We start from the raw sequence: 18,710 nt of genomic DNA, 5'->3' as shown, positions 1-18,710 counted from the left end.
TCGCTCCGCCGCGCGCTTCGCTGAGTCTCAGGCCTCGCCGGTGGAACGGATTCGCTCCAGCCAGGCAGCAGCCCGGGTGAACTCTGGATCGGTCCGTCCGGCAGGCACCGGGCTCTGCTGGCCGTCCTGACGAGGGTAGGAGCCGAGATAGCGGACCTCCGCGCACAGCCGGTGCAGCGCGGTCAGGGCATCCCCGACGCGGGCGTCCCGGATGTGTCCCTCACAGTCGATCGAGAAGCTGTACTGGCCGATGCTGCCCTTGGTCGGCCGGGACTCGATCCGGGTCAGGTTCACGCCCCGGCCGCTGAACTCGGTGAGGATCTCCAGCAGCGCGCCCGAGCGGTTGTGCTTCAGGTAGGCCACCAGCGTGGTCCGGTCGTTCCCGGTGGGCGCGGGCGGCGGCGCCGGGTGTGTCAGCAGGACGAACCGGGTCACCGCGCCGGGGTTGTCGGCGATGTCATGCTCCAGGCTGTCGAGCCCGTACAGCTCACCGGCGACGGCCGGAGCCACCGCCGCGTCGTACTCGCCGTTCCGGACCGCCTCCGCGCCGGCGGCCGTGGAGCCGACCAGGGCCGTCGTAGTGCCGGGAAGCTCGGTGAGCAGGTATCGCCGCACCTGCGCCTCGGCGTGCGGATGGGTGGCGATGGTGGCGACGTCGTCCTGCGTCGTGCCTGGCCGGACGAGCAGGTCGAACACCACCGGCAGGAACGTCTCCGCCGCGATGATCAGCGGAGTGGGAGAACCGGCCAGCTCGTCCAGGGTGGCCGGCACACCGCCCTCGACGGAGTTCTCCAGCGGCACCACGGCACCGTCCACCAGGCCGGCCCGCAGGGCGTCGATAGCCTGGGTCACGCTGCCGTGCGGCACGAGGGTGGCCTCGGCAGTGCCAGTGAGGGCCTGGGTGGCGGCATGTGCGAACGTGCCGGCCGGCCCGAGAAACGCGTAGCTGGAAGGCCCTGGGCGATCTGAGGTCTGCGACGGCACCGGTCAAGCCTAGTGCGGTGCCGTCGCCGGAAGAGCCGGTCGTGGCGCGGAACGGGTCGTGCTGGACTTCACCGGTTCCGTGCAGCCACAAGGTGCCGCCGGGCGGTCCGGGCGCATAGCCTGCTGTGCGTGACCATCATCGACACGATCAGATCGCGCTCCGAGTTGTGGGCCGCGGCCACCCGCCATCCGTTCCTCGATGACGTCCGGGAAGGGCGGGTGTCGACCGCGGCGTTCGACACCTGGCTGGCACAGGACGTGCTGTTCGTGTCCGACCTGCTCTGGTTCCAGGAACGGTTGCTGGCCCGTGCCCCGCGGAGCGCCCAGTCCGTCCTGGCCGCCGGCACGCTGGGGCTCACCGACGAGTTGGGCTGGTTCGAGGAGCGCGCCGGCGAGCGTGGCCTGCGCCTGGACGTGCCGCCCTTGCCGGCCACCCGGGGCTACTCCGCGCTGTTGCGGTCACTCGACGGCGCGCCGTACGAGGTTGCCGTGGCCGGGCTCTGGGTGCTGGAGCGGGTGTACCTGGAAGCTTGGACGTACGCCTCGTCGCCCGCCGGCCCGTACCAGGTCTTCGTCGCGCACTGGACGACGCCGGAGTTCGCCGGCTACGTGGCCGCGCTGGAGAAACTGGTCGAGGACGAACCCGCTCAAGCCTGGACGGCCGACATCCTGGCAATGTGCGACGAGGTGCTCAGCCAGGAACGGGCGTTCTGGGACGCGGCGCTGGAGTCCTGAGCGGGGGACGCCGACGAGCGGGGCCGGGACCTGTCGGGAGAGGATCTACCGGGCGAGCGCGGCCTTGACCGCCTGCTCCTCCTCCGACGACAGCGGGTGCTCACCCGCGCCGGCCGTGAGCGACTTGGCGTACAGCCTGGTGTCCGAGGTGCTGGCGATGGAGGTCAGCGTGATCCCGTTTCCGTGGTCGTCCAGGATGGCGAGGGAGAAGGACAGCCGGCCGCCGAGGTCCTCGAAGGCGTCGTAGCGTACGAGGGCCACCCTGCGCAGCATCGTCCCGACCGCCTTCGTCACGTCGTCCACGGTCTGCGCGATGCCGTCGCGCTCGGTCGCCACCCGGGTTTCCATCTCTTTCTGGGCGACCGCGAGGTCCTTCTGCAGCTCCGCGATGTCCTTGCGCACGGCCTCGCTGGCGGCCATGTGCTTCTCGGCGACGTCAAGGATCGTCTCCCGTCCGGACGTCCCGCGGGACAGCAGCGCGACCGATTGCCGCAACCGCGCCAGGGTGCGCAGGGCGAGCACACCAGCGACGAAGCCGGCCAGCCCGAATATCACGGCGCCGATCGCCAGCCAGGTGCTCATTCGCAACAGGATAGAACTAGCACCCATCGACTGCGATCAGGACACGTTGCGGCGCAGACCGGTTCGAGGGCCGGACCGGTCCGGGCAGAATAGGCGGCGATGACTCCCTTCCTCGCGGTGTTCGCCATCGCCTTCGGTGCCATCCTGCTCGTCGAGCTGCCGGACAAGACCCTGATCGCCACCCTCGTCCTCTCGACCAAGTACCGGCCGCGCCCGGTGCTCGTGGGCGTGGCCTGCGCGTTCGCGATCCAGTGCGTGCTGGCCGTCACCGCGGGTGGACTGCTGCACCTGCTGCCGCACCGCATCCTCGAGGCGATCGTGGCGGTGCTGTTCGCGGTGGGCGCCTTTATGCTGTTTCGCGAGAGCGTCTCCGATGAAGAGGACGACATCGAGGACGAGACACCGGCAGCTGTATCGCTCAGCAACCGGCGCATCTTCGGCATCTCGTTCGGCGTGCTGTTCGCCGCCGAGTGGGGCGACGCCTCGCAGCTGGCCACCGCCGGCCTGGTCGCCCGGTACGGACAGCCCATCGCCATCGGCCTGGGCGCGTTCCTCGCCCTGGTCGGCGTGGCCGTGCTGGCGGTGCTGGCGGGCAAGGCCATCCTCCGCAAGGTGCCACTGGAACTCGTCCACAGGATCGCCGCCGGCCTGTTCGCGGTCTTCGCGATTGTCGCGGGTGTAGCGGCGATCCGCGGTTGAGCCGGCGGGATAGCCTTCCCGCATGACTGTTCGGTTGCGACCCACCCTGGCAGCTCTGCCCGCTTATGTGCCCGGTAAGTCCGTGCCCGGCTCGATCAAGCTCGCGAGCAACGAGAACTCCTACGGCCCGTTGCCACACGTGTTGGAGCGCATTGCCGCGGCGGCCGAAAACGTGAACCGGTATCCGGACACCAACTCCAGCGAGCTGATGGACGCCCTGGCCGCCAAGTTCGGCATCGGCAGTGACCGGCTGGTGGTGGGCTGCGGCTCGGTATCACTGTGTCAGCAGCTGGTGTTCGCGACCGCGGACGAGGGCGACGAGGTCGTCTTCGGCTGGCGCTCGTTCGAGGCCTACCCGATCATCTCGGCCATCGCGGGTGCGACCGCGGTCAAGGTTCCGCTCGACGGCCAGACGCACGACCTGCGGGCGATGGCCGCTGCGGTTACCGACCGGACCCGGCTGGTCTTCGTCTGCAACCCGAACAACCCGACCGGAACCGCGGTCTCCGGTGCGGCTCTGCTCCGCTTCCTGGACGAGGTGCCCTCCGACGTGCTGGTGGTGCTGGACGAGGCGTACCACGAGTTCGTGACCGACCCGAGTGTCGTGGACGGAACCACCCTGCTGGAGCGGTACCCGAACGTGATCGTGCTGCGGACGTTCTCGAAGGCGTACGGCCTGGCCGGCCTGCGCATCGGATACGGGATTGCGGCGGACCCCGCCATCACCATGGCGGTTCGACAGACCCAGGTGCCGTTCGCGGTCACCCAGATCGCCCAGGTCGCGGCGCTGGCCAGCCTGGAGCCGGCCGCCGAGCGGCAGCTGGCCGAGCGGGTCGCCGAGGTGACGGCCGAGCGTGGGCGGGTGACTGCCGAGCTCCGGAACGCCGGATACCAGGTGCCGGATTCGGAGGCTAACTTCGTCTGGCTGACCAACGGGCCGGCCGAGGCCGGCGGGATCGACGCGACCGCGTTCGCCGCCGGCTGTGCGGAGCGTGGCCTGATCGTCCGTGCCTTCGCCGACTCAGGCGTCCGGGTCACCATCAGCAACCCGGCCGAGAACGACAAGTTCGTCTCGGCCGCACACGAACTGAGGGCGTAATGGTTGCCGCTGAGCAAGCGCAGCGGTACTCGACGGATGCTGATACCGGCACTCGCGGGTGGCTGCCGTGGCGCTACTCCATGCCCCGGTCGCCGCGGATGCGCTCGACCGGGCGGGCGGCGTCCCGGACGGCGGCTGCCACCGCGGTCGGCACCGACGGATCGAACACCGACGGGACGATGTAGGCAGCGTTGAGCTGCTCGTCGCTCACGCAGTGCGCCAGCGCGGAGGCGGCCCGCAGCAGCATCTCGGTGGTGACCTGGCCGGCCTGCGCGTCCAGCAGGCCCCGGAACACGCCAGGGAACGCGAGCACGTTGTTGATCTGGTTCGGATAGTCCGAGCGTCCGGTCGCGAGAATGGTGGCGTACAGCCGGGCCTTGTCCACGTCGGTCTCGGGGTCGGGGTTGGCCAGGGCGAAGACGACCGGGTCATCCGCCATGTCGGCGATCCACTCGGCCGGAAGCACGCCGGGCGCGGACACCCCGATGAACACATCCGCGCCCTGCAGCGCGTCGTGCAGGTCGCCCGTGACGCCCTCGGGGTTCGTCCGCAGCGCCAGCGACTGCTTGGACGGGTTCAGCGACGGGTCCGTCGGGGAGAGGATGCCCTCGCGGTCCCACACCAGCACGTGCCGCACGCCCGCCGCCAGCAGCAGGTCGACGATGGCGGTTCCCGCGGCACCGCCGCCGGACACCACGATCCGGATGGAGCCGATTCCCTTGTGGACGCAGCGCAACGCATTCGTCAGCGCAGCCAGCACCACGATCGCGGTGCCGTGCTGGTCATCGTGGAACACCGGAATGTCGAGCTGCTCGCGCAGCCGCCGTTCGATCTCGAAGCAGCGCGGTGCGGAGATGTCCTCGAGGTTGATGCCACCGAAGCCCGGCGCGATCAATCGGACGACCTCGACTATCTTGTCCACGTCCTGGGTGTCCAGGCAGATCGGCCACGCGTCGATGTTGGCGAAGCGCTTGAACAGCGCCGCCTTGCCCTCCATCACCGGCAGCGCTGCTCCGGGACCGATGTTGCCCAGCCCCAGCACCGCCGAGCCGTCGGTCACCACCGCCACCGAGTTTCCTTTGATGGTCAGCTTGGCCACGTCTTCGGGATGGGCGGCCAGCGCCAGTGAGACGCGGCCCACTCCCGGCGTGTAGGCCATCGACAGGTCGTCACGGGTACGCAGCGGCACCTTTGACTCGACCGAGATCTTGCCGCCCAGGTGCAGCAGAAAGGTCCGGTCAGACACCCGGTGGACCTCGACGCCGTCTGCCAGGCGCAGGCTGGCGACGATCTGGTCGGCGTGCTCGCCGTTGGCCGCGGAACAGGTGACGTCGATGGTGATTCGGTCGTGGCGGGATTCGGACACGTCCACGGCGGTGACGAGCCCACCCGCCTCAGACACCGCGTTCGCCAGTCGGCCCACCACGGAGGAGTCCGGAACCGCGTAGAGGCGGACCGTGATCGAGTACGACGCGGAGGTGGGCAGCGGACGGGGACGCGCGGAATCGGGCATGGCCATGGCCACATCCTCGCAAACGCCGGCGACGGGCACGACTGGCGCCCGAACCATGGGTAGGAACACGCCGGTCCGGTTTCCACGGGCACGTCCGGCGGGATCGGCTCTGTGGTTCCATTAGCCCAAGGGCGAGGTGCCACCGGAGGTCTCCATGCCCGTCACAATTCCGTCACAACGAGGTGACATCGCAGATGAGTGACCTATCGACCGACGCGGCAACCGGCAGCGACGCCGGTGCCCAGCCCGAAGCTGGCTCCCGTCCCGAACGCGAGTTCGCGCCCGACCCGGCGCAGCCTTACGTCGACGTGTTCCTGAGCCGGTACCTGCTCAGGGCGCCGTCGCAACTGCCCGGACGCCAGGGACGTGCGCTCACCGAGATCGCCGAGCGGCACTTCGAGGCCGGCCGCCGGCGTGCCAGCGGTGAGATCGTTATCTCGATCAGCAATCCCGACGGGTGCGAGGGCACCAGTATCGACATCGTCACCGACGACGTGCCGTACCTGGTCGACTCCACGCGGGCTGAGATCGAGCGCACCGGCCACCCCATCGAGCACCTGCTGCACCCGCAGATCCTGGTGTGCCGCGACGAGGACGGTGTCGTCAGCAAGGTGCTGGACCTCGATGACACCGCCGAGGTACCGGAGCGAGCCGCGGCCGAGTCGTGGATGCACCTCGAGACGACCCGGATACCCGCCGACGAGCACGCAGGCGTGGCCGCCGACCTGCGCCGGGTACTCACCGACGTGCACAACGCGGTGCGCGACGCCCCGTACCTGTACTCGCTGATCCGCCAGCTCGCCGACCGCATCTCCGCCGATCCCGGGGAGTTCGACCGGGAGACGTCGGCCGAGGCCGGTGAGCTGCTGCGCTGGCTGGCCGACGGCAACTACATGATCCTGGGCCACGCCGCATACTCGGCGAACGAGCTCACCAACCCGTCGCGCTCGGCGGCCTCGGCCACCGCCGCCCGGGGCGTGCTCCGCGGCGAGGCCAGCATCTCGCCGCTGGAGCTGCTGCCCGCGTACCGCTCCGGAGCGCCGCTCGTTATCTTCAAGTCGCCCATGGTGTCCACCGTCCGGCGCTCGACCCGCTATGACTGCGTCACCGTCGTCGCTCCCGGCCAGGACGGTGAGGACCCCAAGATCCACGTCTTCCTCGGCCTGATCACCGACGAGACCGACGGCACCGTCGGCCGGGTGCCGGTGGTCCGCCGCCGGATCGCCGAGGTGCTGCAGCGCTCGGGCGCCCGCGCCGACAGCCACACCGGGCGCCAGCTGCTGGCCGCCCTGCGCACCATGCCGCGCGACGAACTGCTCGAAGCTCCGGCGCCGGACCTGCTCAAGCTCTCGCAGCTGGTGGTCGACCGTGCCGAGCGCCGGGGCATCGGGGTCTTCGCCCGGGTACACCTCAACCGCGATTTTGTCACCGTCCTGGTGTACTTCCCCGGTGACCGGCTGGGACCAGAGACCAGGCGCAAGGTCCGCGACGTGGTGCTGCGCAACTGGCCCGGCAAGCTCATCGGCCGCGATGACCGGATCGTCGAGCTGGGCCTGGCCAGGTTGCAGTTCCTGATCGCGCTGCGGACCGGTGAAGAGGTGCCCAACCCGGACCGCGCCACCGTCGAGGACCTGGTCGCCCAGGTGACCCGACGCTGGAGCGACGACCTTGCCGACCTGCTCACCGTGGCCGTCGGCGAGGGCGACTCCGAGCGGCTGCTGCGCCGTTACACCGGTGCGTTTCCCGAGGCGTACAAAGAGGATTTCGCCGCGTCGACCGCGGTGGCCGACCTCGGACGGCTCGAACAGCTGCCCGACACCGACGGCCTGGGCTTCGACGTCTACACGCCCAGCCAGGACGATCCGGCCGACCGTAGGCTCAAGATCTTCCGCACCGGAACCCCGCTGTCGCTGGGGCGCACCCTGCCGATGCTGGAGTTGATGGGCATCGAGGTGCTCGACGAGCGCCCGTACGAGCTGGAGCGTATGGACGGCACCGCGGCGTGGATCTATGACTTCGGGCTGAAGCTCGGCGAGGGCGTGGACTTCGGGCTGGAGCGCTCGGCCGCCGTCATCGACACGCTGCGGGTGCTGTGGCGCGGCGGCGTCGAGCAGGACGGCTTCAACGCCCTGGTCGTCCGGGCCGGGTTGACCTGGCAGCAGGCCACCGTGCTGCGGGCCTACGCCAAGTACCTGCGCCAGGCCGGAACCACGTTCAGCCAGGGCTACATCGAGCAGACGCTGAGCCAGCACACCACCATCGCGGCGCTGCTGGTGGAGCTCTTCGACGCCCGGTTCAATCCCGAGCGTGAGGCTTCCACCGGTTCCGCCGACGAGCAGGCCGAGATCAGGGGCCGGATAGACAAGGCGCTTGCGGAGGTGTCGAGCCTGGACCAGGACCGCATCCTGCGCTCGCTGCTCGGCCTCATCACTGCCACGCTGCGCACCAACTACTACCGCGGCGAGGCCGACGGCGAGTCGCCCGAGGCGTTCGCGATCAAGCTCGACCCGCGCGAGATCACCGATCTGCCCGCACCCCGTCCCGCGTTCGAGATCTGGGTGTACTCACCGCGCGTCGAGGGCGTGCACCTGCGCTTCGGCCCGGTCGCGCGCGGTGGCCTGCGCTGGTCGGATCGCCGCGAGGACTTCCGCACCGAGGTGCTGGGGCTCGTCAAGGCGCAGATGGTGAAGAACACCGTCATCGTCCCGGTCGGGTCCAAGGGCGGTTTCGTGGCCAAGCGCCTGCCGGACCCGAACGTCGACCGCGACGCGTGGCTGGCCGAGGGCATCGCCTGCTACAAGACATTCATCACCTCGATGCTGGAGCTCACCGACAACTACCGCCGGGACGAGCACGGCAACCAGTACGTCGCGAAGCCGCCGGCCACCCGATGCTACGACGGCGACGACCCGTACCTGGTGGTGGCCGCGGACAAGGGCACCGCCACTTTCTCCGATATCGCCAACGGAATCGCGATCGAGCGCAGGTTCTGGCTGGGCGATGCCTTCGCCTCCGGCGGGTCGGTCGGATATGACCACAAGGCAATGGGCATCACCGCCAAGGGCGCCTGGGAGTCGGTGAAGTACCACTTCCGCGAGCTCGGTGTGGATGTCCAGAGCGAGGACTTCACCGTCGCCGGCATCGGTGACATGTCCGGCGACGTGTTCGGCAACGGCATGCTGCTCAGCCGGCACATCAAGCTGGTGGCCGCGTTCGATCACCGGCACATCTTCCTCGACCCGACCCCGGACGCGGCCACGTCCTACGCCGAGCGCGAGCGGCTGTTCGGCTTGCCGCGTTCGAGCTGGGCCGACTACGACCAGACCCTGATCTCAGCCGGGGGCGGGGTGTTTCCCCGTACCCGAAAGTCGATTCCGGTCAGCTCCGAGGTTGCCGAGGCGCTGTCCATCCCCGGTGGCGAGCAGACCATGTCCCCGGCCGCGCTGATCCACGCCATCCTCACCGCACCGGTCGACCTGCTCTGGAACGGTGGCATCGGTACCTACGTCAAGGCGTCCGCGGAGTCCGACCTGGACGCCGGTGACAAGGCCAATGACGCCCTGCGTGCCAATGGCAGCGAACTGCGCTGCCGGGTGGTCGGCGAGGGCGGCAACCTGGGGCTCACCCAGCGCGGGCGGATCGAGTACGCCCGCAACGGCGGTCAACTCAACACCGACGCCATCGACAACTCGGCCGGTGTGGACACCTCCGACCACGAGGTCAACATCAAGATCCTGCTGGACCAGGCGGTGCAGAGCGGCGCTCTGGACATCGCCCACCGCAACACGCTGCTCGCCTCGGTGACCGAGGAGCTGGCATCGCTCGTGCTGCGCGACAACTACGAGCAGAACGTGCTGCTCGGAGTCGGCCGGCACAGCGCGAAGGCGCTGCTCTCGGTGCATCGCAGGCTGATCCGGAGCATGGAGAAGGCCGGCGCGCTCGATCGTGAGATCGAGTATCTGCCTACCGACAAAGAGCTTGCGGCACGCGAAGCCGAAGGCACCGGGCTTACCTCGCCCGAGCTGGCGGTGCTCACCGCGTACGTCAAGATCGTGCTCGCCAAGCGCATCGACTCCTCCAGCGTCCCGGACGAGTCCTGGTTCCAGGGGATGCTGCGCTGCTACTTTCCCGGGCCCATCGCCGAGCGGTTCTCGGCAACCCTGGACGAGCACCCGCTGCATCGCGACATCATCACCACCTGCGTGGTCAACGACATGGTGAACCGCGGCGGCAGCACGTTCGTATTCCGTGCCGAAGAAGAGACCGGCGTGGACGTGGCCCAGATCGCGCGCGCCTACACCGTGGTGCGCGAGGTGTTCGGCCTGGAAAGGATCTGGAACGAGCTGGAAGCACTGGACAATCAGGTGCTGACCAGCGCCCAGCACATCGGTTACCGCGAGATTCGCCGCACGATCGACCGAGCGGTGCGCTGGATGGTGGACGTGCGCTTCCCGATCAGTGACGTGACCGCCGAGATCGAGCGGTTCGGGCCGACCGTGGCCGCGCTCGGGGTCAAGGTTCCGGACCTGCTGCGCGGCCGCGAGCGCGAAAACCTGTACGCCGATGTGGACCGGCTGGTCGGGCACGGCCTGCCCCGCGAGCTGGGGTTGCGCATCTCCAGCCTGCTGACCTCGTTCCTGCTGCTGGATGTCGTCGAGATCACCGCGGACAACGGACGCTCCGCCGACGAGATCGCCGACCTGCACTTCGCGCTGTCGGAGCAGCTGAGCGTGGACGACATGCTGTCGGCCATCACCCGGCTCCCGCGTGACGACCGGTGGTCCGCGCTGGCGAGAGCGGCAATGCGCCACGACGTGTACGCCGCCCTCGCTGCCATCACCACGTCGGTGCTCAAGTCCACCGACCCGGCGCTGCTGGCGACCGAGCGGATGGCGGCGTGGGCGCAGCAGAATCCGGAGCGGGTCGAGCGGGCACGGAGTACCTTCGCCGAGGCACTGTCCAGAGAGCCGGTCGACCTGGCCACCCTGTCGGTTGCGCTACGGGTGATGCGCGGGCTGCCGTCCTGACGGGAGAGCGACTCACCTGCTCCGTCAGGGGCGCGTTCCGCGTAACTCCCCGGCGACCATGGCCGGGCGGTTGGTGATGATGGCGTCGATACCGAGACTCCTGACCAGTTCGACGTCGGCCAACTGGTCGACCGTCCAGCAGTAGACCCGGTTGCCTGCGGCATGCGCCAGCTCGACATAGTCGGGATCGCTGCGCAGCAGCCTGACGCCGGGGCCACCGATGCTCACGCCGGTGGGCAGTGAGCCGTCGCGGCGCACGGACGTCCACCGCCGCATCAGCAGCGCCAGCGGAATGGACGGTGCCAGCAACCTGATCCGGCGCAGCGCGACCGGCGCGAAGCTCATGATCGTCACCGGATGGGCAGCCGCGTGCAACTCGGCATCGGCGTGGTGTGCTGCCGGGCCGCTGTCCAGGTCACCCGCCCAACCGAACCGCTTCAGCAGCCGGACGAGTTCCTTCTCGACCAGGCCGCCGTAACGGGTCGGGTGCTTGGTCTCGATCAGCAGCTTCAGCGGCCGGCCGGCGTCGGCCACCACCGCGAGCAGCGTCTCCAGGGTGAGCACGGTCGACCGGTTGACGTCCAGCCGGTCCGGGGCGACGCCGGAGAGGTACGGCGAGTCGGTGAGCAGCTCGCCGGTCGTCCGCGGTAGGTCGTCGTGCCAGGACAGGAAGTCCAGTTGACGCAGGCCGGAGAGGTCCAGCTCGCTGACGATGCCGGTGCCATTGGAGGTGCGGTTGACGGTGCGGTCGTGCACGCACACCAGGTGGCCGTCCCTGGTCAGCCGGACGTCGCACTCCAGGCCGTCCGCGCCGGTCTCGATGGCCGCGAGGTAGGCGGGCAGCGTGTGCTCGGCGACTGCGTAGGACGCGCCCCGGTGCGCGATCACCAGCGGGTTCTCGTTTCTCGGCAACGGCACGGACGTGCGCGGTCGCGATAGCGGGCGGACCATGGGTTACCCGATCACCGCTGACTCATCAGTGCCTGTGACGACCGGCCGGTCGGCGGAGCTGAGCTTGGCCGGGGTGACACTCGGGACTTGTTCAAGCCCTACATCGTTCACGGTGCCCAGTGTGCCCCTGATCGGCGTCCGGTGCCGGGTTCCTCGCCGAAGTTCGCCTAGGAATCCCATGAGCGTCCGCGCGTGATCATCAGGTGTCAATGGGCGATTCACTTGACCAGCCGGGACAGCCTTCGATCGGCGAGGTTCTTGCCCCCGGTCTGGCAGGTCGGGCAGTACTGCAGTGACTTGTCGGCAAAGGACACCTCGCGGACGGTGTCACCGCACACCGGGCACGGCAGGCCGGTGCGTGCGTGCACCGCGAGACCGCTGCGCTTCTCGGACTTCAGGGTCGCCGCGCGCTGCCCGACCGAGCGGTCCACCGCGTCCGTCAGCGTTGCCCGCATCGCCGAATACAGGTCGCTCACCTGGAACTCCGTAAGGCGGGAGGCGATCGCGAACGGAGACAGCCGCGCGGCGTGCAGGATCTCGTCGGAGTAGGCATTGCCGATCCCCGCAAGCACCGACTGGTGGGTGAGCACACCCTTGAGCTGGCGGTTCTCGCCCGCCAGCAGGGCAGCGAACGACTCGAGATCGACCCGCATGGCGTCCGGGCCGAGGGCGGCGATCCCCGGCACCTCCATCGGGTCACGCACGAGGTAGACCGCCAGCCGTTTCTGCGTGCCCGCTTCGGTCAGGTCGAAGCCCGCGTCCGGCTCGCCGTCGAGGGCGTCCGGCAGCGGGGTCAGGTGCAGCCGGAAGGCCAACGGGCCGCGGCCGGGCTTGGGCGGAACCGGCGACATCTTGTCGCGCCACTGCAGCCAGCCACCGCGGGACAGGTGGGTGATCAGGTGCAGGCCGTCGATGTCGACGTCGAGGAACTTACCGTGCCTGCTCGCGCCGGTGACGGTCAGGCCGTTGAGGGCACTGAGCGGTGGATCGAACGTCTTGACCGCGTTGATGGCCGCCACGTCGGAGCGGATGACCACCCGTCCGGTCGCATGCTCGCGCAGAAAGGCGGCGAGCGCCTCGATCTCCGGTAGCTCCGGCATAGCGATGAGGGTACCGGCTGTATGGTCGCTCCGGCTGTGTGGCCGGCCGGATGGACGAGGCGCTCGCACTCGCGCACGCCCCAGTACGCCAGGACGGTCGTACCTCAGACCGGCGCGTACCTGAAGGCGTTCCTCACTCGGGCCTGCTGAGCGGCGGTTGCGCTGACCCGGCTGGGCGGGGCCGTCAGCGGCGGCGCGACACCGTCACGGTGAACTTCGGATCGCGATCGGCCACCCGGGTCGCCCCGACGTAGCGCTCCAGTGCCGGCTGATGTGCCAGGTGCGAGTTGAAGACCGTCCACAGCTGGCCACCCGGACGAAGCACCCGGCCGGCCGCGCGGAACATCTTCAGCGCCGCCCCGGTGTGCACCGAGTTGCCGAGGTGGAAGGGCGGGTTGCACAGGATCACGTCGACGCTGCCGTCAGCAAGCGTGCTCATGGCGTCGTCGCGCAGCATCGACACCCGGTCCTGCAGCCCGTTAGCGCGCATGGTCTCGGCCGCCGAGGCCACCGCCGCCGCCGACTGGTCCGTGGCGATCACCGACAGCGCCGGCCGCGCCCGGGCGATGCTCGCCGCGAGAATGCCGGTTCCGCACCCGAGGTCCACCGCCGTGCCGGGTTCGCTCGGGAGCCGGTCCAGCTGCGTCAGCAGGCGCCGGGTACCCAGGTCGAGCTTGAGTCCGGCGAACGCCATGCCGTACGCGCACACCCAGAGCCCGGTCTCCGGCTCGAGCCGCCGGCGCGGAAAGCTCGGCTCCGACGTGATGGGCAGCTTGCCGCGGCCGGTGATGACCCGCGACTTCTGCGCGGCGAGGCTCGCGTGCACCTGCTCGAAGGACTCGGCCAGCACCTCGTTCACCGCCCTCGTCAGGTGCTTCACCCGGCCGCCGACGTACATGGTGACGTCCTCGGCGGCATGGCGGGCGACCAGCTCGACGATCTCGCGCAGGGCGTCGATGCTCTTGGGTGCCTGGACCAGCACGACCCGGGCGCCGCTGATGAGGTCGGCATCCAGTGGCAGGGAGCGGTAGCTGCCTGCCAGGCCGGTGTGTTCGGCGTTGTTGGCGAGCGCCTGCTCCCCGGTCAACGGGTCCTGGTGCACGCGAATACCGGTGAGGCCGTATTCCGCGGCGGCGCCCAGCGTGAGCGCGCCGTACTGGTCGTTGACGACGACGAGCTGACCGCAGGAGCTTGGCCGGAGTTCCGCCTCGGCCTCGCGGAGCAGCAGCCGGTCAGTGGCGTCCACCGCATAGAGGTTGACCGCTTCGGCGTCGGGATAGCGGCGCAGGGTGTCGAACGAGAAGCGGGTCATCCGACAAGCCTGTCACGTGCCGGCTCAGCTCAGCCGGCCGGCGCGAACAACCCCACCGGGCAGCTCACTCCGGTGGCCAGTACCGGGCAGTAGCCGTTCGGGTTCTTGGCGAGGTACTGCTGGTGGTAGCCCTCGGCGTAGTAGAAGGCGCCCAGCGGCGCGATCTCGGTGGTGATGCCGCCGTAGCCCGCTGCCTTCAGGCGCTCACCGAACGCGGCAGCAGCCGCCTCGGCCTGCTTGCGCTGGTCGTCGGACTCGTAGTACACGGCTGATCGGTACTGGCTGCCGAGGTCGTTGCCCTGCCGCATGCCCTGCGTCGGGTCGTGGTTCTCGAAGAACACCTGCAACAACTCGGCGTAGCTGATCTGCGTCGGATCGAAGATGATCCGGACGACCTCGGTGTGGCCGGTGCGGCCGGTGCAGGTCTCCTCATACGTCGGGTACGTGGTGTGCCCGCCGGAGTACCCGACAGCGGTGGAGTAGACCGTCGGCAGCTCCCAGAAGTCCTTCTCGGCGCCCCAGAAGCAGCCCATGCCGAACACCGCGCTCTGCAGACCCTCGGTGTCGAACGGTTCGCGGATGCGGTGGCCGTTCACGTGGTGCGTCTCCGGCACGGAGTAGGGGTAATCCGACCGACCGGGGAGGGCGCTCTCCGCGGCCGGGATCTGGGTCTTGGATCGGAAGAAGCTCATCTTTCCAGGCTACGTCGCCGCCGCTACCCGGCGTAGTCTCAAGCCATGACGGAGTGGGGAATTGACACCCTTTTCAACCCAGGCAAGCGGCACATGGACGAAGAGAAGCGCCGCCTGCAATCGACCCGTGAAGAGATCGGGGACGCCTCGGGCGGCCGGCGGATCGACCTGGAGTCCGGCACCGTCAAGATCTCTCGCAAGCCCAAGGCCGACCAACCGGCAGAGGCTGACGCCTCGAACGGCTCAGCTGCCTCGGACGACCCAGCCGCGGCTGCGGCGGAGGGCTCGCGGGGCACTACGGACGTGAACTCCGCGGACACCCAGGTGATGCCGACCCGGCCGGACTAGCCACACTGTCGGGTCTGGTCAGCTGTCGGAGGAGCCCAGGGTGACGGTGACGGAATTCGCCTTGCCGCCTCGGGTGTAGTCCACCTTCACCTGCTGACCAGGGGCGTGGTTGCGGACCGCCGCGATGAGGGCATCCGACGATGTCACCTGCTGGCCATCGATCGCGGTGACGATGTCGCCGACCTGAAGCCCCGCCTTCGCGGCGACGCCCCCGGCGTTGACCGACTTCAGGGCTACCCCGGCCACGGACCGGCTGGCGGTCGTGTCGCCGCCGACGGAGACACCGAGGACGGCATGGGTCGCCTTGCCGGTAGCGATCAGCTCGCTCGCGATGCGGCTCGCCTCGTCGGCTGGGATGGCAAAGCCGATGCCGATGTTGCCGGCCTGCTGCTGCGGCTGGCCCGGAATCTGCAGTCCGCCGCCGGACTGGTCACTGGCGATCGCCGCGTTGATGCCGACCACCGAGCCGTTCAGGTCGACCAGCGGGCCGCCGGAGTTGCCGGGGTTGATCGCGGCGTCGGTCTGGACTGCTTCGAACACGGCCTGGTCGTTGTCGCCGGCTCGCACCGGCCGGGCGAGGTTGCTGACGATGCCGCTGGTCACCGTGTCGGACAGGCCGAGCGGTGCGCCGACCGCCACCACGGCCTGGCCGACGCTCAGCGAGCTCGACTTCGCGAACGTTGCGGCGGTGAGATCGTTCAGGCCGTCGACCTTGATCACCGCCAGATCGTCCGAGGTGTCACGTCCGACGATCTTCGCCCCGGCCGTCCTGCCGTCGGACAAGGTGACCTGGACGGTGCCGGTTGCGCCACCCGAGCCGGTCGTCGAACCGGTGCTGGAGCCGACAGCCACCACGTGGTCATTGGTCAGGATGTAGCCGTCCTGCCGGATGATCACGCCCGAGCCGGTGCCGGATGCCTGCGAGCTCGTGACATTGATCGTCACCACGCTCGGCCGGATCTTCGCCGCCGCAGCGCCCACGGTGCCGTTCAACTGAGCGGTCGGAGCCCCCGTGGAGTTGGTGATCTTGAGCCTGGTGTTGACCGAGTTGCCGTTGTTGTTGTCCGCGGCTGCCACGATGCCGCCGCCGACTCCGCCGCCGATCAAGGCGGCGATCAGCGCCGTCATGAGCAGGCCGTTACGAGCACGCTTGGGACGGCCATGCTCGGTTGTTCCACCGCTTCCTGGAACGGCAGGCGGACCGCCGAACGCGCTGGCTCCGGCCGGCGTGAATCCGGGCGGGTAGTAGCCTCCGTGTCCCGGCGACTGCTGGCCCTGCTCCTGGTTCGGCTGCGGGGCGACGTCGCTGCTGCCGTAGGAACCGTACGGCTGGTACCCCGCGCCCACCGCCGGATAGCTGTTCGTAGCGGGCGGTTGCACCGGCTCGTAGGAGCTGGCGTGCTGCTGGTCGAACGGTTGTGCGGCTTGGGGCTGTGCGCCCGGGTAGGACTGCTGATGCTGTTGTGGCTCGTACGGTTGCGTATGAGAGTGCCCCGCTTGTTCAGGCGCCCCCGCCTGAGACTGCTCCGTCGGGACGTCATCGCCATGATGCGGCGGAGGGGGGTACTCATTCGAGGACATGCCGCTAACCCTGCGCGGCGAATCTGTGTGTCGGCTGTGCTCTGGGTCAGCGTGTCCTAGGAGCCCGCAGCTGGGCCGTCGCGGCGTTCCGGGTCCGCGCCACCCGCCGGCGGTCACTCATAGGGATTGGTGGGCTGCTCGACCGGTCGCTCCGACGTTGCCGCGAGGACCGGGTAACCGGGTCTGCCAGGCATGGTGCGCGCGTAGCTGCCCGTGACGGTGACCCACCCGCCGGTCGGCGGCCGCGAACGGGCCTGGACGAACACCTCGACCGGTCGGGCGTCCGCGGCACAGCAGGTGATGACCAGCCTGGCCAGGATGAAGCCGTCCGGTCGCTGTGTCAGCACGAATCCGGTCAGTTCGACACGCTGGCTCCGCAGGGTGCGCCCGGCGTCCCACAGGGCGCGGGTGGTGAACTCCAGCAGAACCAGGCGGTGTGGCGAGGAACCGGTGAGTGCTGGAAAGCCGGTCGGAGGAGCCGCGCCGACGGCCCGTACCGGCGCATGGCTGGCCGTGAACGTGCTCAAGGCGGGCGGCGAGATGACCAGAATGGCGACCACCGGAGCGATCGTCAGCCAGCCGGCGTGAACCGCCCCGCTCCGGCGAACGGACACTGCCCCACCGATGGAGTGCCGATCCTCAACCATTGGCTGGTCCTGAACCGACGGCTGGTCCTGAACCGACGGCTGGTCCTGAACCGACGGCGCGCCTCGAACCACCCGTCGAGCCTGCGCCAGCCGCGCCAAGGCGATAGCGAGCATGGCTGCTCCTGCAAGCACGGTTTCCGGCCGAGCCGCCGGCCTGACGTAGCGCAGCAGCAGTTCGCTGGCACCCAGTCGGAGCAGCGCGGCTCCCAGCAGCAACAGCAGGTAGGCCTGCGTCCGGCCGTTCATAACAGCACCGCGCCGGTGACCGTCGACGCGAGCAGGGCGATCAGCCAGGTCAGCGGTGCGAACCGCAACGCGAAGGTGCGGCCGAAGGTTCCGGCGTGCATCGCGACCAGCTTAACGTCCACGGCTGGGCCGACGACCAGGAATGTCAGCCTGGCGGTGAGCGAGAACTGGCTGAGGCTTGCCGCGATAAAGGCGTCGGACTCACTGCACACGGCCAGCACTACGGCCAGCGCCGCCAGGCCGCACACCGCGGTGACCGGGTTGTCGGCCACCGCTGTCAGCAGTTGCTGGGGCACGACCGCCGCCACAGTGGCCGCGCTGGCAGCGCCGACCACCAGCAGGCCGATCGTCTGCGCGATGTCGTGGCTGGCGGTGGCGAGGGCTCGACCGCTGACGGTGCCCGAGCCGTGATCGTGCTGCCGCCGGCGAGCCGGCAGTGGCCAACCGGTCATCGACCACAGCCAGCCCATTAGCACGGCGGCGCAGAGCGAGGCGACGAATCGCGCCAGCACGACGGCGGGGTGACCGGGAAACGCCACCGAGGTTGCCACCAGAACCACTGGATTGATGGCGGGTGCGGACAGCAGAAAGGCCACCGCCGGCCCCGGTGGAACCCCGCGGCGGGACAGGCTTGCCGCCACCGGAACGGAGGCGCACTCACATCCCGGAAGCAGTGTGCCCGCCAAGCCGGCCAGCGGGACCGAGAGCCCTGGCGCGGCGGGAAGGGCACGGGCAAAGAAGGCAGGTGGAACCAGCACGGAGACCAGGGTCGACATCGCCACACCCAGGACGGCAAACGGTGCGGCCTGCACGCAGATGGCGATGAACACGGTGGTCCAGGCCTGTACCCGAGGGTGGCTCAGTTCACTGCCGAGGAGCACCCGTGCCAGCGCGGCGGCGGCCAGGATCGCACAGATGGCGTCAGTTGGTTCGAGACGGCGCGCAGACCACCGCTGCCGCCCAACCGTGCGTCCGGTGCTCGCCATGGCTCAACCCTGACGGCTACCCGGATTCGGGGGAACCGTCCGCTCGGGATTGTGGATATGTAGCAAGCCTGTGGATAACGACTAGATGAGTGAGTCCGTTTGGCGTTTAGTGGTCGTAGGCGATCAGTGAGCGTTTGACTGGGGCGTCGGTTTTCCAGTTGTGCCAGATCGCGGCGGCCATGGCGAGTAGTCGGGCGGCGACGCGGGT

General features: G+C 69.2%; 15 protein-coding genes and 1 pseudogene. 5 read left to right on the top strand and 11 right to left on the bottom strand.

From position 1 onward, the window contains the following. Positions 1 to 27: 27 nt before the first annotated feature. Positions 28 to 984, bottom strand: a complete 957-nt coding sequence (gene pheA / locus RM423_RS12490) for a prephenate dehydratase (RefSeq protein WP_311423361.1) — start codon at positions 982 to 984, stop codon at positions 28 to 30. 129 nt (positions 985 to 1,113) lie between these two features. On the opposite strand from pheA, the gene RM423_RS12485 reads away from it, so the two are divergent. After that, complete coding sequence (locus tag RM423_RS12485; protein WP_311423360.1) at positions 1,114 to 1,719, top strand: thiaminase II/PqqC family protein; 606 nt, start codon at positions 1,114 to 1,116, stop codon at positions 1,717 to 1,719. Positions 1,720 to 1,764: 45 nt separating this feature from the next. Here the strand turns inward: RM423_RS12485 and RM423_RS12480 are convergent, their stop codons facing one another. Further along, positions 1,765 to 2,301, bottom strand: coding sequence for a DUF4446 family protein (locus tag RM423_RS12480; protein WP_311423359.1), 537 nt, complete (start codon positions 2,299 to 2,301; stop codon positions 1,765 to 1,767). A gap of 99 nt (positions 2,302 to 2,400) precedes the next feature. On the opposite strand from RM423_RS12480, the gene RM423_RS12475 reads away from it, so the two are divergent. Both RM423_RS12475 and hisC read left to right on the top strand, forming a co-directional pair. Then, positions 2,401 to 3,000 (top strand): TMEM165/GDT1 family protein, encoded by a 600-nt coding sequence (locus RM423_RS12475; RefSeq protein ID WP_311423358.1) that lies wholly within the window; start codon positions 2,401 to 2,403, stop codon positions 2,998 to 3,000. Positions 3,001 to 3,022: 22 nt separating this feature from the next. After that, positions 3,023 to 4,099: a histidinol-phosphate transaminase gene (hisC, locus tag RM423_RS12470; protein ID WP_311423357.1), complete on the top strand. Its 1,077-nt coding sequence runs from the start codon at positions 3,023 to 3,025 to the stop codon at positions 4,097 to 4,099. A 73-nt stretch (positions 4,100 to 4,172) separates the two neighbouring features. Here hisC and RM423_RS12465 read toward each other — a convergent pair whose 3' ends face one another. Next, a complete protein-coding gene (locus RM423_RS12465; protein WP_311423356.1) occupies positions 4,173 to 5,618 on the bottom strand; it encodes an NAD-dependent malic enzyme in 1,446 nt (481 codons plus the stop codon). Between the two features lie 188 nt (positions 5,619 to 5,806). Between RM423_RS12465 and RM423_RS12460 the strand changes: the two genes are divergently transcribed. Continuing rightward, positions 5,807 to 10,639, top strand: coding sequence for an NAD-glutamate dehydrogenase (locus RM423_RS12460; protein ID WP_311423355.1), 4,833 nt, complete (start codon positions 5,807 to 5,809; stop codon positions 10,637 to 10,639). A gap of 24 nt (positions 10,640 to 10,663) precedes the next feature. On the opposite strand, the gene RM423_RS12455 is transcribed toward RM423_RS12460, so the two are convergent. The 4 genes from RM423_RS12455 to msrA all read right to left on the bottom strand — a co-directional run bounded on the left by RM423_RS12455 (position 10,664) and on the right by msrA (position 14,694). Continuing rightward, a complete protein-coding gene (locus RM423_RS12455) occupies positions 10,664 to 11,557 on the bottom strand; it encodes a glycerophosphodiester phosphodiesterase family protein (protein ID WP_311423354.1) in 894 nt (297 codons plus the stop codon). A gap of 251 nt (positions 11,558 to 11,808) precedes the next feature. After that, the gene (locus tag RM423_RS12450) at positions 11,809 to 12,690 is read right to left on the bottom strand and encodes a DNA-formamidopyrimidine glycosylase family protein (RefSeq protein ID WP_311423353.1); all 882 of its coding nucleotides are present in this window, start codon (positions 12,688 to 12,690) and stop codon (positions 11,809 to 11,811) included. 184 nt (positions 12,691 to 12,874) lie between these two features. Next, the gene (locus RM423_RS12445; RefSeq protein WP_311423352.1) at positions 12,875 to 14,002 is read right to left on the bottom strand and encodes a class I SAM-dependent methyltransferase; all 1,128 of its coding nucleotides are present in this window, start codon (positions 14,000 to 14,002) and stop codon (positions 12,875 to 12,877) included. Between the two features lie 29 nt (positions 14,003 to 14,031). Further along, entirely contained in the window at positions 14,032 to 14,694 is a 663-nt protein-coding gene (gene msrA, locus RM423_RS12440; RefSeq protein ID WP_311423351.1) for a peptide-methionine (S)-S-oxide reductase MsrA, read from the bottom strand. Between the two features lie 45 nt (positions 14,695 to 14,739). Between msrA and RM423_RS12435 the strand changes: the two genes are divergently transcribed. Next, on the top strand, positions 14,740 to 15,042 hold the full coding sequence (locus RM423_RS12435) for a DUF6191 domain-containing protein (RefSeq protein ID WP_311423350.1): 303 nt from the start codon (positions 14,740 to 14,742) through the stop codon (positions 15,040 to 15,042). Positions 15,043 to 15,060: 18 nt separating this feature from the next. Here the strand turns inward: RM423_RS12435 and RM423_RS12430 are convergent, their stop codons facing one another. The 4 genes and pseudogenes from RM423_RS12430 to RM423_RS12415 all read right to left on the bottom strand — a co-directional run. After that, entirely contained in the window at positions 15,061 to 16,422 is a 1,362-nt protein-coding gene (locus RM423_RS12430; protein ID WP_311423349.1) for a S1C family serine protease, read from the bottom strand. Between the two features lie 314 nt (positions 16,423 to 16,736). Then, positions 16,737 to 17,516 (bottom strand): TIGR03943 family putative permease subunit, encoded by a 780-nt coding sequence (locus RM423_RS12425; RefSeq protein ID WP_311423348.1) that lies wholly within the window; start codon positions 17,514 to 17,516, stop codon positions 16,737 to 16,739. Then, positions 17,513 to 18,502 carry a permease gene (locus RM423_RS12420; RefSeq protein ID WP_311423347.1) on the bottom strand — a complete coding sequence of 330 codons (990 nt, stop codon included), beginning with the start codon at positions 18,500 to 18,502 and terminating at the stop codon, positions 17,513 to 17,515. The genes RM423_RS12425 and RM423_RS12420 overlap by 4 nt, the downstream gene beginning before the upstream one ends. A gap of 106 nt (positions 18,503 to 18,608) precedes the next feature. Continuing rightward, positions 18,609 to 18,710 (bottom strand): annotated as a pseudogene (locus tag RM423_RS12415) (IS982 family transposase); the annotation flags it as partial.

The sequence above is a fragment of the Jatrophihabitans lederbergiae genome (assembly GCF_031845305.1).
In the GTDB taxonomy this organism is placed as follows: Bacteria; Actinomycetota; Actinomycetes; order Mycobacteriales; family Jatrophihabitantaceae; genus Jatrophihabitans_A; species Jatrophihabitans_A lederbergiae.
The sequence above is the reverse complement of the archived record's forward strand: the minus strand, read 5'-3'. Positions and strand labels throughout refer to the sequence as shown.

Excerpts from the sequence above, each read along its gene's own strand:
- RM423_RS12420 (WP_311423347.1), bottom strand. The coding sequence starts at position 18,502 with ATGGCGAGCACCGGACGCACGGTTGGGCGGCAGCGGTGGTCTGCGCGC.
- RM423_RS12465 (WP_311423356.1), bottom strand. The coding sequence starts at position 5,618 with ATGGCCATGCCCGATTCCGCGCGTCCCCGTCCGCTGCCCACCTCCGCG.
- RM423_RS12460 (WP_311423355.1), top strand. The coding sequence starts at position 5,807 with ATGAGTGACCTATCGACCGACGCGGCAACCGGCAGCGACGCCGGTGCC.
- hisC (WP_311423357.1), top strand. The coding sequence starts at position 3,023 with ATGACTGTTCGGTTGCGACCCACCCTGGCAGCTCTGCCCGCTTATGTG.
- RM423_RS12450 (WP_311423353.1), bottom strand. The coding sequence starts at position 12,690 with ATGCCGGAGCTACCGGAGATCGAGGCGCTCGCCGCCTTTCTGCGCGAG.
- RM423_RS12475 (WP_311423358.1), top strand. The coding sequence starts at position 2,401 with ATGACTCCCTTCCTCGCGGTGTTCGCCATCGCCTTCGGTGCCATCCTG.
- msrA (WP_311423351.1), bottom strand. The coding sequence starts at position 14,694 with ATGAGCTTCTTCCGATCCAAGACCCAGATCCCGGCCGCGGAGAGCGCC.
- RM423_RS12480 (WP_311423359.1), bottom strand. The coding sequence starts at position 2,301 with ATGAGCACCTGGCTGGCGATCGGCGCCGTGATATTCGGGCTGGCCGGC.
- RM423_RS12425 (WP_311423348.1), bottom strand. The coding sequence starts at position 17,516 with ATGAACGGCCGGACGCAGGCCTACCTGCTGTTGCTGCTGGGAGCCGCG.
- RM423_RS12445 (WP_311423352.1), bottom strand. The coding sequence starts at position 14,002 with ATGACCCGCTTCTCGTTCGACACCCTGCGCCGCTATCCCGACGCCGAA.
- RM423_RS12435 (WP_311423350.1), top strand. The coding sequence starts at position 14,740 with ATGACGGAGTGGGGAATTGACACCCTTTTCAACCCAGGCAAGCGGCAC.